The following is a 16,542-nucleotide window of genomic DNA, read 5'->3' as shown; positions in this document are numbered from 1 at the left end:
ATTAATTTAAAGTTAATGGTAATGAGAAAAACTTAAATATTTTCCAAGTCGAGTTATATAATGTTGAAAAATAATTATCATGTATATCCGTTTCCTTATTAAATATAGACTTACGCACCAATAAAAAAAGCCGCATTTGCGACTCATGAAATTATAGTATTAACCCTTGCTTTTATTGAATGACTTACCGCTTAATCGCATCAACAATTAGCGATGGAAAACCAAGCTTCTCACCTTTATTTCTAGAATCATACCTTTTCGAACGGAAAATAACACCGTCGTTTGCATCCCATTCGTTGTAATAAAACTGACCATTTTCATCACAATATTCAAGTAAAACTACCTCAAATCCAGCAAATTTAAACATTTCCGTTAATGTTTTATAATTATGAACAATTTTATGACTTGCTGCTGGATGATCTTTCGGGCCAGGTCCGCCTATTTGAACTATGTTTTGGTATGCTTCATCTCGGAAAAATGCATCAGGAACACCACAACGAATATGCCCTCCTGGCTTTAAAAATTCATAACAAATTTCAGCTGCTCTTACACCTTCTTCAAAAGTAAGGTGTTCCCATACATGCTCAGCTAAAATAGCTGAAATAGAGTTGTATTCAAATCTTTCTTCCCACGTAGCTTTATCTAGTAAGTTAAGTTCATCTTCTTGCGTTTGAATCCAAGCTGGATTATTATTAAACACTCCAGCTCCGGCAACTACTTTAATTTCGTCTTGTTTTATTGCCACCATGTTCACCTCTTAAATATTTTAATTCATTAATATATTCTATGTTTACTATTATCCTTCCTCCTTTAACAAATTTAGTACCATGAGTCCAGTACAATACCGAACTCATGTCCTAAAACTCTCTAACGCAACGATCTGTCTAACTCTATAAAATTAGTTCATAATATACGATTTTTCTTACAGAAATATAGCACACCAAACATTAGCATAATACCAATTACGTAAAAAATTGTTGTTCCGCTCCCACCAGTATTAGGAATTACCCAATTATTCTTCGCATTTTTCACTGTTATTTTTTGTGTCTTTACTGCTTCTGTAATTTCTATTTCTATTGGATCCCTAAGTAACATGTATCCGTTCGGTGCTTTTATTTCTTTAATCGTATACTTTCCAATTGCCAATTGGTTGGAAATTACCTTTCCTTTTTCATCCGTTATTAATCTACTAACTTCTTTCCCTTCTTTATCTAACACTTGAAATACAGCGCCTTTTAGCTTTAATTCACTATCCTTATCATCAACTTTTTCAATTTCAAATTGCCCAGTCGGATCTGGCAATTTCTTATTTTCTATTTTAATTTCTACTACTGTATCTTTTTCTATTTTTACAGCTATTTTATCTTTTAATAATTCATAACCTTTAGGTGCCTCTATTTCCACTAGGGTATAGTTTCCTATTGGTAAGTCCTTTGATATCATTTCTCCTTTTTCACCTGTTATTAACTCTCCAACTACTTTTCCTTTTGCATCTTCTATATGAAACTTTGCCCCTGCTAGTTTTTTATTTTTATCACTTATGTCTACTTTCACAAGCTTCATTTTTCCCATTGGATCTGGCAATTTCTTATTTCCTATTTTAATTTCTACTTCTGCATCTTTTTCTATTTTTACAGTTATTTTATCTTTTAATAATTCGTAACCTTTAGGTGCTTCTACTTCCACTAAGGTATAGTTTCCTATTGGTAAGTCTTTTGATATTACTTCTCCTTCTTCATTTGTTAATAGTTCTCCAACTATTTTCCCATTTAAATCTTCAATTTTAAACTTTGCTCCTGCTAGCTTTTTATTTTTATCACTTATGTCTACTTTCACAAGCTTCATTTTTCCCATTGGATCTGGCAATTTCTTATTTCCTATTTTAATTTCTACTTCTGCATCTTTCTCTACTTTTACAGCTATTTTATCTTTTGATAATTCGTAACCTTTAGGTGCTTCTTTTTCCACTAAAGTATAGTTTCCTATTGGTAAGTCTTTTGATATCGCTTCTCCTTCTTCATTTGTTAATAGTTCTCCAACTATTTTTCCTTTTGAATCTTCTATATGAAACTTTGCTCCCACCAATTTTTTATTATCATTATTACTATCAACTTTTTTTATTTTTACTTTTCCAGTACTAGGCTTGTTCCAATGTTGCCAGTTAAATTTGAAATTGTGAAATTCAAATCCACCAGTTTGTTGTACCGCGCCGACAAATGCTTGTCCATTAATCGAGCCGCCTTTTGTTTCTAATACAGCATTTGGGGCAAACACACTCCCAACGACACCATATCCCTCTGTTGTAATTTTTTTCGCATTTGGAAAAACCCAAATCACTTTCCCGTATAGCTCAGTAAACGGGGAATTAGGAGAATATGGTTGTGATGTAGGAACTATATCTGTAGCCCTTCCAATATTGTTCGTGTCATATAGAATAGACCCGTTTTTAAATGTAACCTCTGTTGCATCCGAATACATAACAATAAAATCTTTGTCCTTAGCATTTGGTAAAAATACATCTCTTATATCTAAATTGATTTTCCCTGTCAATTCTGATGAAACATAAATATTAGGATTGTTTATATCTTTTCCGATTCCATGACTCATATTTGGAATTGGGGTATTCGTTTTATATTGACCTGCATTTTTACTGACTTGGTTCACTATATTGCGAAATTCATTAAATTTCGCGTCAATTTCTAGTTTTTCTTTATAAACGATACGATTATAAGAGGATTGTATGATGCGATCTGGATCACTCTCTTTTGTCATTACGACTATTCCGTTTTGAATGATAAAAGATTCTTCTCTTGATTTCTTAAATTTTCCAGACAATAACAAGGACGGATATCCCTCATCAACCCATTTTTCACCTACTATATTAGATGTTCCCGCTGCAGCACCTACAATCGTATACCCCGATGCATCCATATCACCTTGAACTGCAATTGCTCCTTCAATGTCGCCACCTATTGCTTTATGGTTACCAAAGACAACTGCATTATAACGCGATATATCACCTAGACCTTCTAAGTTTGTCGTGGATCCATATACTTCTTTTGGTACATATACGACAAAACTTACACTTAACATTAACAAAACAATAAAATGAATACTTACCAGCTTTAATCGTAGCCTCAATTCCTTTGTTCCCACCTTTACCGTATTTTTTCTATAGTCGAATAAAATGACATATTTATCAATGAGGATTTACTTCATTCCCTATATACCTTCTTTACTTATCTCTGAATTTCCGGTCCCACTGTCCATTAATGCAGGATAAATAAATACATTCTATCTAGTTAACCTTTTCTTATAAATTACGACTAGAAACACACATAACAATAGGATTGGAACTATTACAGTCCACTTATTAAATATAAATATCTCTGTACTCACTTTTTGTTTTTCTTTCTCGTTTAACTCCACACGCACACCTCGAACTAGCAATCTATTGGTGTTTACTCCATAAGGCGTACACGTAATTAAAGTTGTATAATCTTTTTTTTGTACAATTTGTAGATCGTCCGTTTCGTGTGGTAACACTACTTTAATTTGATCTACTTTATAAGCAAGAACTTTGTCTAAAGAATGAATATAAAAAAGATCTCCTTCGCTCAACTTATCTAAATCTGTAAATAATTTTGCTGATGGTAAACCACGATGCCCTGTTAAAATAGTGTGCGTATTTTCTCCACCTATCGGGAGCGAAGAAAAATCTAAATGACCTATCCCGCGGCTCAATACTTCCTCAGATGTCCCTTGATAGATTGGCAGTTTTATATTAATTTTCGATATTTCAATATACCCCATTACATCTCCTAAATTTAACGCATCAGCATATGCTTGATGATTACTTTTTTTTTCAGAAAATGGATCAGTAAATGTTTTCGTGGAAGTGTGAACTTGTTTATTATATTCGGCTGCTTCTTTTTCCCTACGTTCAACTTCTTTCTTTTGTAGCGCTTTGATCTTCTTATCGTAAGAGCTAATCTCAGAATAATGTGCACGAGTCGCCAACCAATTACTAATAGTAGGATATAAAAAAACACCTAATCCAAATAAAAAAATACCTCCCAAAACAAGATTTCGTTTCATATTTCCACCTCTGTATATGCTTAAATATCGAAAAGAGGGAAGCATTTTGCTTCTCCCCTTTTCCCATAGTTACATGTTCCTAAAATCTTAATTATTAGCAAACTTTTTTCTGAAGAAAACAAATGCCGCTGTAACCATTAACGTAAGACCTATTACAGTAAAAAGAGTCGTTCCTATGCCACCCGTTACCGGAAGAACCCATCCACTTTTATTATTTTCAATCGTTAATTTAACCGTTTGATTATTTTCGCTAATCTTTACATCAATGGGATCTTTTAATAATTGATAAGAAGCTTTTGTACCATCTTCTTTTGTATATGTTGGTGCTTTCGTTTCAAAAATTTGATAGTCTCCATATGGAATGTTAGACCATTTAATAACACCATTTTCATCTGATACACCTGTTACTTCTTTTCCTGCTACAACAACTATTTTTCCATTTTTATCTTTAAGTACAAACTCTGCACCTTTTAATTTACTCTTATTAGCACCATCAATTTTTGTTAACTCAATTATTCCAGTTGTTGGAACAACAACTACAGGTTTAGATTCCTTTTCTCCAATTACATCATTTTTATTTGTAAAATCAATTTTTGCTGTATTTAAAATTTCCGAACCAGATGGTACTCCTTCTTTTACTTGAGATTTAATTTGCAAATGAAATTCTTTTTTACCATCTAATTTTGTGAAATCTTTTACTGTAGCTGTTACTTTTTGACCTTCTATAGCTACCTCTACAATGCTTGCATTTACTTCTGCTCCATCAATTTTCACGATTGGCTTTCCTTGAATCACTAAACGATTATCCAAAGTATCTGTTACCACATATTTTTTGTATTCCTTAATGTCTTCTGGAATTAATGTTTTAATATCATAATTATAATTAGTTAACGGATTTATTGGTAACGCTTCCAATTTTCCGTTAATTTTTTTATCAATTGTTGGTTCTTCATTGTTTTTCACTTCTATTTTAACTACTGTACCAGAAGTAATAGTTCCATCTTCATTAATTGTTCCGGAGTTCTTAACAAAAAACTCACGTTTAGTTGGATCTATTACGTAGCCTTTCGGAGCTTTTGTTTCTTGGAAATAGTATTTACCATACTCCAATCCTTGCACGCGAATATGACCATTAGCATCTGTTACTAACTCTTTTTTCACTTCTGTACCGTCTTTTTTAAATAAAGAGAATACTGCACCTGCTAATGCTTTTTCATTTACACCAGTTTTTATTAAATCCACTGCACCACGTTTAATCTCATTTTTGGGATACATGTGAACATCATAGTTTAGCACCTTACCCTCTTTATTCGTTAATGGGATATCCACTGTATACGTATTGGGATTTAGATTAACATGTGGAGGTCCTGCCACTTCTTTCACCTCATAACGTCCTAGCGGAAGATCTTTTAATACAGCTTGTCCGTTATCATCTGTTACTACTTGATTTGGAGTGGCTCCCATTACAGGTTTCACGTCTTCTTTTACGATTTTCCCATCGTTTGAAATTTTTTCAAAAGAAGCAACCCTTTTCACTTCAAACGTTACACCTTTTAATGGTTTCACATCTTTTGGCACCTCTTGATTTGCAGAACCGTCACCTTCTAGTCCCTGCGCTCCATCTTTTTCTTGTTCATACTTATGAATCGTTAAAGTACCTTTAGATGGTGAATCTGCCTTTACTAATACACTAGACCATGTAGAAAATGTTAAGAATAACACTAAAAGCACACTAAATATTTTTTTCATTTCTCTTATCCCCTTTACTACTTCTATCATTTTAAAAATTTCTTTATTACTATTACCTTCTTAAAAGCAATAGTGTGCCAAGTATCAGATTTAAACGAATAACATAAAACATAGTCGTCCAACAATCCATTGTTTACAATCACTTATTCACTTTTCTTATCTTCTATTATTACGTTGTCTCTCCACATGATATATGTAATTTTCTCCCCTAAATTACACGTATATCCCTATTTCAAGAATCATTACATTTGTTACATAATAGCTTTCACTGCTAATTTCGACTAGTCACTTACTGTCAATCTATTCATATCTCACTTCCTATCCCTATTTAAAATCCAATCTTAATCATTTTTTGATACATATAAGTAATAACCAACAAATAAGTGTGACGATTCATATTTTACGTTACTGTCCAAAACTATTACCTGTATATTCAAATAATATGTGCTATTCATGTTAAATTATGGTATTATTCTTAGAAGTTTATAACTTTTATTTATATTTTTTATTGATAAAGGTTTTCCGTATCTACTTATGAAAAAGGAATATATGTTTATTTAACTATTACGCATAACTGTAAGGAGGAAGAATATGACTAAAAAACTCAGTCTAGTTGAGATAGAGTACATTTGCAATATGTTTTTTCAATCTTTCGAAATTCCAGTTTGTTTTTTAGATTGTAACAAAAATATTCTTTTAGAATTTAAATCCAAAAATGATTCACATTCGTTATATACATCAAAAATAGAACAGTTACATATGCTTTTTCAGAGAAATGATACATATAATTCTCCCATCTTCAGAACTCACGAATATCTAGGGCACTTTATTTTAATTCACATAAAGAGCGATTATATGGTGAACGGTACTGTTATTATTGGGCCCTTGACACATGTAAATTTTTCTACAAGTAAAGCGGATAGTAACCTTAATTTTATTCCAAATTATAAAAGAACAAGAGACCATTATTTTTCATTGTCAGTCAAAGATCAAAATTTCTTTGTAAATATAGCGATATTGTTCTATAACATTCTCTATAAAAAAAATTCAGATGTAAGCACCTTTTCAAATAACAGTGACTCACTTCATATAAGTCATAGCAGCATCTTAAACGAAGATGTATATATTTCAATGCAAAAAGACGAATCCATTTATCATAATTTATATATAGAGCAGCAACTACTTAGTTCTATAGAAGACGGGGATAAAGAAACCGTACTCAAATATTATTACGAATTCCAACAAGAGACTCTTTCATCTTTATCTTCATTCCATCAATTAAGACGTCATAAAAACATTTGTATTTCATCCATCACGCTCGCTACTAGATATGCGATAAAAGGGGGACTTCCATCTGGGATTGCTTACAAAATTTATGATTTACATATTCAAAGAACAGAAGATTTAAAAGACAAAGAATCTGTTTGGGATTTATTAAAAAATGCTTTTTGTACCTTTGCAGACCGTGTAAAGGCACAAAAAACACAGCAATATTCACAGACTATTGCTATTTGCAAAAACTATATTTTTAAAAATATTTACAATCCAATATCTGTTAAACAACTTGCTAAATTTGCAAATGTGAATTCAGATTATTTATCTATATTATTTAAAAAAGAGGTCGGTATTTCATTAATTGAGTACATTCAACGTGAACGAGTCGAAGAAGCAAAGAAATTATTAACTTTCACCACCTATCCCTTATCAGACATATGCGCTTCGCTTAATTTTAGCGATCAAAGTTATTTTACTAAAATTTTTAAAAAATTCACCAATGAAACACCTGGTAAATATCGAAAATCTCATGTTGTCATTTAGAGTGAAACTTCCATTAAAACAACATGTTTTCAGTAACTCATCAATGGCAGATTAGAAGCACCCCCAGATTCATGAACTATAGGATTTATGCTTTTTCCAAACCAAAAAACACGTTACTATTCTTTTATTTTAATGAGAATAATAACGTGTTTTTTATGTAATGTAGTTTTGTAGACATAACATGATCCAACTACAAATTTTTATAGAAGCCAAATGCACCGCTTAACTACTAAAATCTTATTAAGTAAAAATCCATATTTTGTTTTACTTACTTTCTACTTTATTTCTTTTGAATAATGAACTCTTTTCTTCAAAAGAATGATCCCTACTATTATTTTTGTATCTTTCTAAATTTGCGAACAAAAGTGAGTACTGTGCCTGTAATAATCATCAATATGCCGATTGCTGCACTGTTAGTTGTACTTACACCCGTCTTTGGAAGCTCCTTATATGTATATTCTTTTTTATCGCTATTATTGTTATTTGTCTTATTAGTAAGGCCATTAGCTTTGCTAGTTTCTTTATCTTTCACTAATACTTTTTGTATTGTATTTACCTCATTACCCATGGAATCTCTAACACTATATATTATTTCATAAGTACCAGCTTTAGTTGTATCTATAGTTCCTTCATACGCTACTTTAGAAGTAAGGTCACCGTCCTCTTTATCAGTAGCTGATACCCCTACCAACGGATCAAATTGATCACCCTCAGTAATTGAAGTTGTAGCAGGTACTTTTAGTATTGGTTTATCATTTTTAACTTCTTCTCTAACTTTGACCGTTACAGTTTGTTTCGCCGTTACTTCATGACCTTTAGAATCTGTAACCGTGTACGTTAATACGTAAGTACCGACTTTAGATGTATCTACTCCACCAGCAATTTTTACTTTAGAAGTAAGATCGCCGTCTTCTTTATCAATAGCTTTTACTTTTATCATTGGATCGAATGAATCTCCTACATGAATTGTCGCTCCAACAGGCACTGTTAATTTAGGTTCTAAATCTAATATTTCTCCATTTCCCTCTACAATTACAGTCTGTGTAGCCGTTGTAGTTCTCCCTTGGGAATCAACGACCAAGTATTCCACAATGTATGTACCTGGTTTTGAAGTATCTACATCGCCTTTATGCTTTACTTTATTTGTTAAATCACCATCTTCTTTATCAACAGCTTTTACATTTCTCATTGGATCAAACGTATCACCTACACGTAGTGTAATGGTAAACGGCACAGTTAACTCTGGAGCTTGGTTTTCTGCTGTTTTTTCGTTTTCTTTCACTGTTCCGGTAATTTTTGCAGCATCAAAAGCATTTTGGACTGCTTGAACTTCAATTGAGTTCGTTCCATATTTATTAGTTGCCACTTTAAGGCATGCCAATTTCAATTCAGAGAAATTAGAAGTCATGTTTAATTCATCAGTATTTGTATAATAGAATATATCAAACATTTTATCTTCACCAATACCATTTACATTTACACCGTTATGAGTACCACCTTGTGCAATTAAATACGCAACTTTATTAATAATACTTGAGTTAAAATGAACGCCTCCATAATCCTCTCCATTTAAATCATTATATTTACTATAATCATCGGGATACGGTAGTCCTTCTGAAAAATTAATTGCAGTTGGATTTTTCATATTACGAAAAGTCGATCCAGTTTGCTCTCCTATTGTCCAGTTAAATTCCCCATTATTTATGTATTTCTCTATAGCCGTTCCCATAATATCCGATAATGCCTCGTTAATTGCCCCAGATTCTCCTGAGAATTCAAGGTTAGATTCACTTGATGTAACTGCGTGTGTAAATTCATGACCGGCTATATCGAACGCTTTTACCATAGGATCTCCATATAAAAGCATACTAATGTTATTAATATTAGTACTAAATGCATTCTCCCAATTTTCAGGATCATTTGTTCCTCCAGAATCCCATGCATGTACAACTGAAACTACTTTTTTTCCTTTATTATCAAAACTATTACGATTATATTTTTCTTTATAAAAATCATATACCTTTGTTGCTAAGAAATGAGCGCTTACCGCCTTTGGATCATTAAATGTTGTTGAAGCGCTAGTTGCTAGTATGCCAGGATAATAACTTTCTTCATTTGTAATATCTCTATAATTTACATCATATGTCTCAATTCCTTGCCCTCTTGTGTAATCAGCAAGCGCATAATTCCCACTGGTCTGTTTAGAAATACCAAATGTACGAGTTACGCCTAAATCATCTTTTCCTGTTCCAGTTAATGATGTGAAATTGCTAGTTTTATTTTCCTTAACGGATTCAACATACTCTTCACTTATTTTCAAACTTGATTCTTGTACCATATCTTTTAACATATCGCCATTATGAGCATTCACTAAATAAGTTCCAGATACATAATTTGGTGTTGTAGCAGCAAATGTAACTTGATATGCATTGCTAGCCTGCCCATGATTTTCATCAACAAAAATAACTGCCTTAACTTCTGGTTCAGAAATAAATTTAATGTCGTTTCCGTACTTTTTATAAATATATTGTTTCGCTTCTTCTTTTGATAAATTAATAGATTTCTTTAAATCTTCTTGTGTTAAATTTTGTGCGCTAGCTCCTGAAATGCTTTTAATAATACCTTTTTTATCTACGTGAGCAGTCAACTGGTGGCCATACACTTCTTTTCCTTCATATATTTGTTGCATGCGCACAAGTGTAGTTCCATCATAAGAACCACGTTTTTGAAGAACTTTGTAATCTACTCCTGTTTCTGCACTAACTTGTTTTGGAGACAAAGCATGGTCCGTATTTTCCTTAAGTGCATCTTTCACTACATTCTCTGGCGCCTTTTTTGATGGTTGTGTAAGATCACCTGTACGGAACGAATCCTCGTGAATTTCAACTTGCATTTGACCAGGTTCCTCTGCATGACCTACTCCATATGGTGTTACACTTGTTAAAACGAATCCTGTTGTTAATGCAACTATAGCTATTTCTTTTTTATTTCCCATGGTATTTACCTCGTATAAATTTCTATTATTTATATGAAACTGCTAAAATGTATACAATCTATTCCTAACATAAAAAGATGACTTTTGTAATCTACAAAAGCCACCTCTTCAATATATAATATCCCTAAAATGTTTTTAATACATAATTTCTATACAAAAAAGAAAAAAGCATTCATTAACGAGCATTTTGCAATACTTTTATTAGGTCATTTATATTTTCAACTTTCTGCTGAAACTGATCAAATCTGTTATGTAGCGATGAAGGATTTTTATCTTCAGTTGAAATAACTTGTTTTAATTCATTTTCTAATTTATCATACATATCAAAAAAATTATCAAATTCTACACTTACAAGCTCTTCATTTTCGCGATAGAATCTTTTTGCTTCTATATAAGTCATATATGATTTATTTAAAAATCCTAATGAAATTAAATATTTAGAAGTGTTTTCTTGATAAATAGCAATATCACATGCTATTTTAATATCAGAATAAGTCTTTTGAACGAGACAATGCAATTCAAAAATCTTAAACTTTAATCCATTATTCATTTCATCCCCTCCCATCGTATCTATTCTACATAAAATTAGAATATTATACAAAGAAAATTATTAGCAAGAAATTGACAATTAAAAAAATAACTTAAGGATAAACAAAATCCCTCTCATTATAAATTATAATTGCGGAGCATTTACCAACATAACGGCTAAATAAAAAACGAAAAGAATAAATCTTTCCGCTCTTAGAGTAATAAATACATTTCATATTGCGCTAAAGAATTCTTTTCAAATCCACACTTCTTTAAAAAACCCTCCAATAAATTATTGTTAGGAAACCCAATTGATAAACTTGATAAATTTAATTCTTCTATTGCTACTTGTAATAATTTCATCCCAACACCAATATTTCTATAACCTTTGTCTACGAAAATAAAACTAATTTTACCTTGTTCATTTACGCATAGAGAGCCTTTTAAGTCATTATCGACATATACACCATAAAATACATTATTTGTTTTTTTAATATAATCAATATCATTTTGCCAATTTATATGGAAGTTTAACCATTTCTGAATTTCATCTTTAAAAGTTGGAAATTCTAATTGTTTTACTTCAATATCTTTACAATCTTTATTCATTATTTTAGTCAAATCATTTAAATTATAATAAAAAAGATCGTACACTTTTTCATAGCCCAACTTATTATAAAAATGAATCGCTCGGTCGTTTCCTACAATGACTTCGAGAAAAAGTTGCTTACATCCATGTTGAATCGCCTCTTCTTTATGCAGTTCAAATAATTTTTGACTCACACCAATACCGCGGTAATTAGGATGAACCGCTAATGTTCCGCAGCGCATAGTCTTTATACTTTCATAATCCTTTATGCCACCTAGTATTACGCCAACAGATTTGCCTTCTTCTAAAGCAAGAAAAGAATGCTCTAGCAAATTACCTTCTGGTCCCAAAAAACGTTGTATAAAACCCTCTTTTGAAACCTCCATCTTAATAATGTAATCTGAAAATCCATCTTTAAAAGCTTCATATACTAAATCAATATTTACTTCACTACACCTTTTATATTGAATCATATAAAATTGCCCTCCAACTGCTTATATTAAACTCAACGTGTACCCATATAATATATTCCATCTATTATAAATTTCAGCTCTTAATTTGAAATGAGCGGACATTTCCCTACATATAACTCACTATTGATTTGTTTTATAACAAACTATCTATTATTTACTACATTAACCTCATAAACACGTAAAAAAGCAATTAAATGCTCACATGCTCTTTCACATGCTAGCATTTTAAAGATTTTTTGTTCTTCTTTCGTTTTATCATTTGCTTGATCTGAAGCAGCTTTTAAACAGAGAAATGGTTTTTTATTTATTTGGCATACATAGGCGAAAGCTGCTACTTCTTGATCAACTGCCAATGCTCCATATACGGTATGGAGTAAATATCTCATTTCCGAACTACGAATACGTTGATCTCCTGATAAAAATGTACCGAAATGTATCGGATCATACGATCGTATTTTTTTTATTCTTCTTACAAGTGATTTTGTTGTTTCAATAGGTGCTGTTCTACCGTTATATAAATTAAAAACATCTTCCCCTGAACCAGCAGCAGTAACATCATGTTGTATTGCGTTTAGTGCGACTACAATATGACCGTTTTTCACCTTGTTTGATAAACTTCCGCATATTCCTGTCATAAACAACTCATCTGGCTGAAACTCACTAATTAACAATTGTACACAACTAGCGCAGCTTACTTTACCGACACCAGTAACAACTGATATAATTTCCAGCTCATTAATAGTATGAAAATGAAATTCCCAAGCTGCTCTTTTTTCAACACGTTCACTTGGATAATGTTGATGCAAATACGTCAGTTCTGGTTCCCATGCAGATACAATTGCAATACGTTTCATTACACGCTCACTTCCCCTATTGTCATTTAAATAAGTTATCTATACTTTCTCGTTCATAATCTGGAATCCATTCTTTGTATTTCTTATATAAATCTCGTATTATTTCTTTATTCTTCGCAATTACTTCACATCCTCTATCATCATACATCAACATGACAATATCTTTCGTTGCATTTATGAGAAATACATCTGGATAAGAAATTTCTTTTTTTCGTCCAAATCGAGGATATAAATCAAAGAAATCCTCATGATTAGCAACTTGTATAAGCGATTCATATTTAATATGTTCCGCAAGGCATTTTAAAGAAAAATGATATGTACAATATAAATCTGCTTCTTCATCTTCAAATAAAAACGGTAACGTTTCTTATCTTATATGAAATCTTAAATCTCTTTTCCTAATATATTTATTGTATACATTTATTTTCTGTGGAGTTTTTATATTTTCCTTTTTAAATCTATAAACATTTGTCACTACAAACACTACATCTTCTTTTGAAAATATGTCTTCAAATAAGAATTTATTATATGTATATAGTTGAGAAAAGTATTCCGTATTTAAATTGTCGGTTCCTTCTACAATTTGATATTTATCTTTTCCAAAATCAAAATGTAAATGATTTTCCCACTAAGAATATAAGTAGGGTACTAATGTAACTCCTGGAAATGTTTGATTCACATATTCTTTTAATTGCATTTCCTTGTCCTTTCTACTGTACAATTCCTTTTAAATCCCAGTATGCTTCTTCTAGCCACGGATGTATAACTTTCAATGTATCTTTCCTTTCCCACAAATATGAAATATATACAAAAGCTGCTTTTTCCAAAGATTTTTCCAATCCTTTTTTTATTTCTATTAAATATGGTGGTGTCCCTTTTTGATCCCATTCTATTTTATCTGCAACAAATAATACTAAATCCATCTTCGTTGCATGTTTACGCAGCGTTGTGTGGCAACAAATTGCATTTAAAATCTCTTCATCTTCTACTTTAAATATTTCTTTTGCGATTACTCTCGATAGTTTTTGATGAATGATCATAGGAAACTTTCTTTCTGCTTCCACTATTTCTACACCAAATTCTTCAGCAACTGCAATCCGCTCCTCGTTCGGAAAAATGCCACTAATATCATGTAAATATCCTGCAATTGCTGCTTTTTCTTTATCTACGTGAAACTTTTCTGCAATCTTTTTTGCCTCATTTGCCACACGAATTGAATGTTTATATGTAAACTCTTTATTATATTTTAGTAGAAAAGCTTTAATATCATTTTCTATTTTTCCAGTTGGAGTAAATGAATATATATCATTACATAACATAGAAAATCCCCCTTATAACTAACTTTCATTATAATGTAGAATCTAAATATCCTCGTTATTTTATATTCGTTATTAATCTTTTTACTCCTTTTTAATACGTTACATGAAATTTTATACAGAATCATCGCTACAAGTACATAAATGTTTGATATTATAGTAATGTTGATGATTTGTAAGGAAAGGAACTACACAATGAATAAAAACATATTAATTATTGATGATGATAAAGAAATTGTTGAATTACTTGCTGTTTATTTGCGAAATGAAGGCTATAACATTTATAAAGCTTATGATGGCGATGAAGCATTGCAAAAGGTTTCTACATATGAAGTTGACCTTATGATTTTGGATATTATGATGCCAAAGCGAAACGGATTAGAAGTTTGTCAGGAAGTGCGTGAAAATAATACTGTACCAATTCTAATGCTTAGTGCAAAAGCAGAAGATATGGATAAAATATTAGGTCTTATGACAGGTGCCGATGATTATATGATCAAGCCATTCAATCCATTAGAATTAGTAGCAAGAGTGAAAGCTTTATTACGAAGATCCTCTTTCCAAAACGCTACTTCGCAAAAGAATGAAGATGGTATTATTCGTATTCGCTCTGTTGAAATACACAAACATAATCATACTGTTAAAGTAAATGGAGAGTATATTAAATTAACCTCTATTGAGTTCGATATTTTATATTTACTTGCAAGTAATACAGGAAGAGTATTTAGTTCAGAAGAAATTTTCGAACGCGTTTGGAATGAAGATGGTTACGGTTCAAATAAGACTGTAATGGTTCATATTAGCAACTTACGGGATAAACTTGAAACAGTAATAAATGGAGAAAAATTTATTCACACTGTTTGGGGAGTTGGCTATAAAATTGAGAAATGAAGCATTTGATATATTAAAAGATATCCCTAAATGGAAACTTATTTTTTGGCTCTTATTAGCTATCACACTCACGCCTATTACTGAGTTAATTATTTATCGCCTCGTTACGAGTGTAATTGAGAGTTCACTTACTCTAACTGAACTTGGTAAAGAATTCATTCGAATTTTTGGTTATGAAAAGTATAAAGGGATTAAAGAATCGTTATGGATGATGATTGTATCTTATTTGTTTTTATTTTCTATTTTTTCATCCTATCTTTACATTTTTTATCGTCACGAGAAAAAACTTTATTATGAAACTTGTATTAAAAAAATGATAGAAGAAATTCGTTATATTGCAAATGGAAACTTCAATCATAAAGTTTCTATTGTAAATCATAATTATCTAGAAGAATTAGCAATCGGGGTCAATGAAATTGTTGAACAATTAAAAGTCTCCATTGATGAAGAAAGACAAGCGGAACAAGCAAAAAGTGAACTTATTACAAATGTATCACATGACTTACGCACTCCCCTTACTTCTATAGTTGGATACGTAAATTTAATCCATCATGATAATTATAGAGATGAAGTAGAATTGCGATACTATATTCAAGTCATTTACGATAAAGTAACTCGTCTTAATGCATTAATGAATGACTTGTTCGAATATACACGTGTTCAAAATAAAGAGTTAAGCTTGTATTCTGTCCCTATTGACATAGTAGAGTTACTTGGGCAATTAACTGTTCAATTCCGTATACAATTTCAAGAAGCAAATATAGAATGTCGACCTTCTTTCCCATCTCAAAAGCTCATGGTATTAGCTGATGGTGAAAAATTAGTGCGTGTGTTTGAAAATCTTATTATAAACGCTATCGCTTATGGAAGCGAAGGTCGCTATATTGACCTTACTGCTTATGAAAGCAATAATATGATTACAATTGATATAACAAATTACGGACAACCTATTCCTAGTACGGATTTACCTCATATTTTTGAACGTTTTTATCGCGTTGAGAAATCTCGCTCTACAAACACTGGTGGATCTGGACTTGGATTAGCTATTGCAAAAAGTATAGTCGAATTGCATAAAGGAACAATTGAAGTATATAGTGATGATGAAAAAACAACATTCACTGTAAAACTACTCCCATACAAATGTTAATATTATAAATAAAAAGTTCAATTTCTTATCATATAAGAAATTGAACTTTTTCCATTAACACCCAAAATTTAATAATCCTTTATA

At 31.4% G+C, this 16,542-nt stretch carries 12 protein-coding genes and 1 pseudogene; 3 read left to right on the top strand and 10 right to left on the bottom strand.

Annotated elements, in window-relative coordinates:
* Window positions 1-184: 184 nt before the first annotated feature.
* The 4 genes from ACTFRY_RS16560 to ACTFRY_RS16545 form a co-directional block, all read right to left on the bottom strand.
* Window positions 185-748 carry a class I SAM-dependent methyltransferase gene (locus tag ACTFRY_RS16560; RefSeq protein WP_136986618.1) on the bottom strand — a complete coding sequence of 188 codons (564 nt, stop codon included), beginning with the start codon at window positions 746-748 and terminating at the stop codon, window positions 185-187.
* A 155-nt stretch (window positions 749-903) separates the two neighbouring features.
* Window positions 904-3,141: an MSCRAMM family protein gene (locus ACTFRY_RS16555; protein WP_350369189.1), complete on the bottom strand. Its 2,238-nt coding sequence runs from the start codon at window positions 3,139-3,141 to the stop codon at window positions 904-906.
* Window positions 3,142-3,294: 153 nt separating this feature from the next.
* Entirely contained in the window at window positions 3,295-4,098 is an 804-nt protein-coding gene (locus tag ACTFRY_RS16550; protein WP_080336351.1) for a class C sortase, read from the bottom strand.
* Between the two features lie 87 nt (window positions 4,099-4,185).
* Complete coding sequence (locus ACTFRY_RS16545; protein WP_080336350.1) at window positions 4,186-5,847, bottom strand: LPXTG cell wall anchor domain-containing protein; 1,662 nt, start codon at window positions 5,845-5,847, stop codon at window positions 4,186-4,188.
* A gap of 591 nt (window positions 5,848-6,438) precedes the next feature.
* Between ACTFRY_RS16545 and ACTFRY_RS16540 the strand changes: the two genes are divergently transcribed.
* Window positions 6,439-7,665, top strand: a complete 1,227-nt coding sequence (locus tag ACTFRY_RS16540; RefSeq protein WP_000162834.1) for an AraC family transcriptional regulator — start codon at window positions 6,439-6,441, stop codon at window positions 7,663-7,665.
* A gap of 331 nt (window positions 7,666-7,996) precedes the next feature.
* Here the strand turns inward: ACTFRY_RS16540 and ACTFRY_RS16535 are convergent, their stop codons facing one another.
* The 6 genes and pseudogenes from ACTFRY_RS16535 to yqeK all read right to left on the bottom strand — a co-directional run bounded on the left by ACTFRY_RS16535 (window position 7,997) and on the right by yqeK (window position 14,423).
* Complete coding sequence (locus ACTFRY_RS16535) at window positions 7,997-10,660, bottom strand: M4 family metallopeptidase (protein WP_098616562.1); 2,664 nt, start codon at window positions 10,658-10,660, stop codon at window positions 7,997-7,999.
* Between the two features lie 175 nt (window positions 10,661-10,835).
* Window positions 10,836-11,210 (bottom strand): hypothetical protein, encoded by a 375-nt coding sequence (locus ACTFRY_RS16530; RefSeq protein ID WP_001059023.1) that lies wholly within the window; start codon window positions 11,208-11,210, stop codon window positions 10,836-10,838.
* 191 nt (window positions 11,211-11,401) lie between these two features.
* A complete protein-coding gene (locus tag ACTFRY_RS16525; RefSeq protein WP_098616561.1) occupies window positions 11,402-12,250 on the bottom strand; it encodes a GNAT family N-acetyltransferase in 849 nt (282 codons plus the stop codon).
* A 143-nt stretch (window positions 12,251-12,393) separates the two neighbouring features.
* The gene (gene mtnN / locus ACTFRY_RS16520; RefSeq protein ID WP_000820810.1) at window positions 12,394-13,104 is read right to left on the bottom strand and encodes a 5'-methylthioadenosine/S-adenosylhomocysteine nucleosidase; all 711 of its coding nucleotides are present in this window, start codon (window positions 13,102-13,104) and stop codon (window positions 12,394-12,396) included.
* Between the two features lie 22 nt (window positions 13,105-13,126).
* A pseudogene (locus tag ACTFRY_RS16515) lies at window positions 13,127-13,801 on the bottom strand (DUF3885 domain-containing protein).
* 13 nt (window positions 13,802-13,814) lie between these two features.
* A complete protein-coding gene (yqeK, locus tag ACTFRY_RS16510; RefSeq protein ID WP_000882443.1) occupies window positions 13,815-14,423 on the bottom strand; it encodes a bis(5'-nucleosyl)-tetraphosphatase (symmetrical) YqeK in 609 nt (202 codons plus the stop codon).
* Window positions 14,424-14,615: 192 nt separating this feature from the next.
* Here yqeK and ACTFRY_RS16505 point away from each other — a divergent pair, with 192 nt between their 5' ends.
* Both ACTFRY_RS16505 and ACTFRY_RS16500 read left to right on the top strand, forming a co-directional pair.
* On the top strand, window positions 14,616-15,311 hold the full coding sequence (locus ACTFRY_RS16505; RefSeq protein ID WP_001038807.1) for a response regulator transcription factor: 696 nt from the start codon (window positions 14,616-14,618) through the stop codon (window positions 15,309-15,311).
* Window positions 15,301-16,458: a sensor histidine kinase gene (locus ACTFRY_RS16500; protein WP_001243309.1), complete on the top strand. Its 1,158-nt coding sequence runs from the start codon at window positions 15,301-15,303 to the stop codon at window positions 16,456-16,458. The genes ACTFRY_RS16505 and ACTFRY_RS16500 overlap by 11 nt, the downstream gene beginning before the upstream one ends.
* Window positions 16,459-16,542: the final 84 nt, after the last annotated feature.

The organism is Bacillus cereus group sp. MYBK195-1 (assembly GCF_051916605.1).
Lineage (GTDB): Bacteria > Bacillota > Bacilli > Bacillales > Bacillaceae_G > Bacillus_A > Bacillus_A cereus.
The sequence above is the reverse complement of the archived record's forward strand: the minus strand, read 5'-3'. Positions and strand labels throughout refer to the sequence as shown.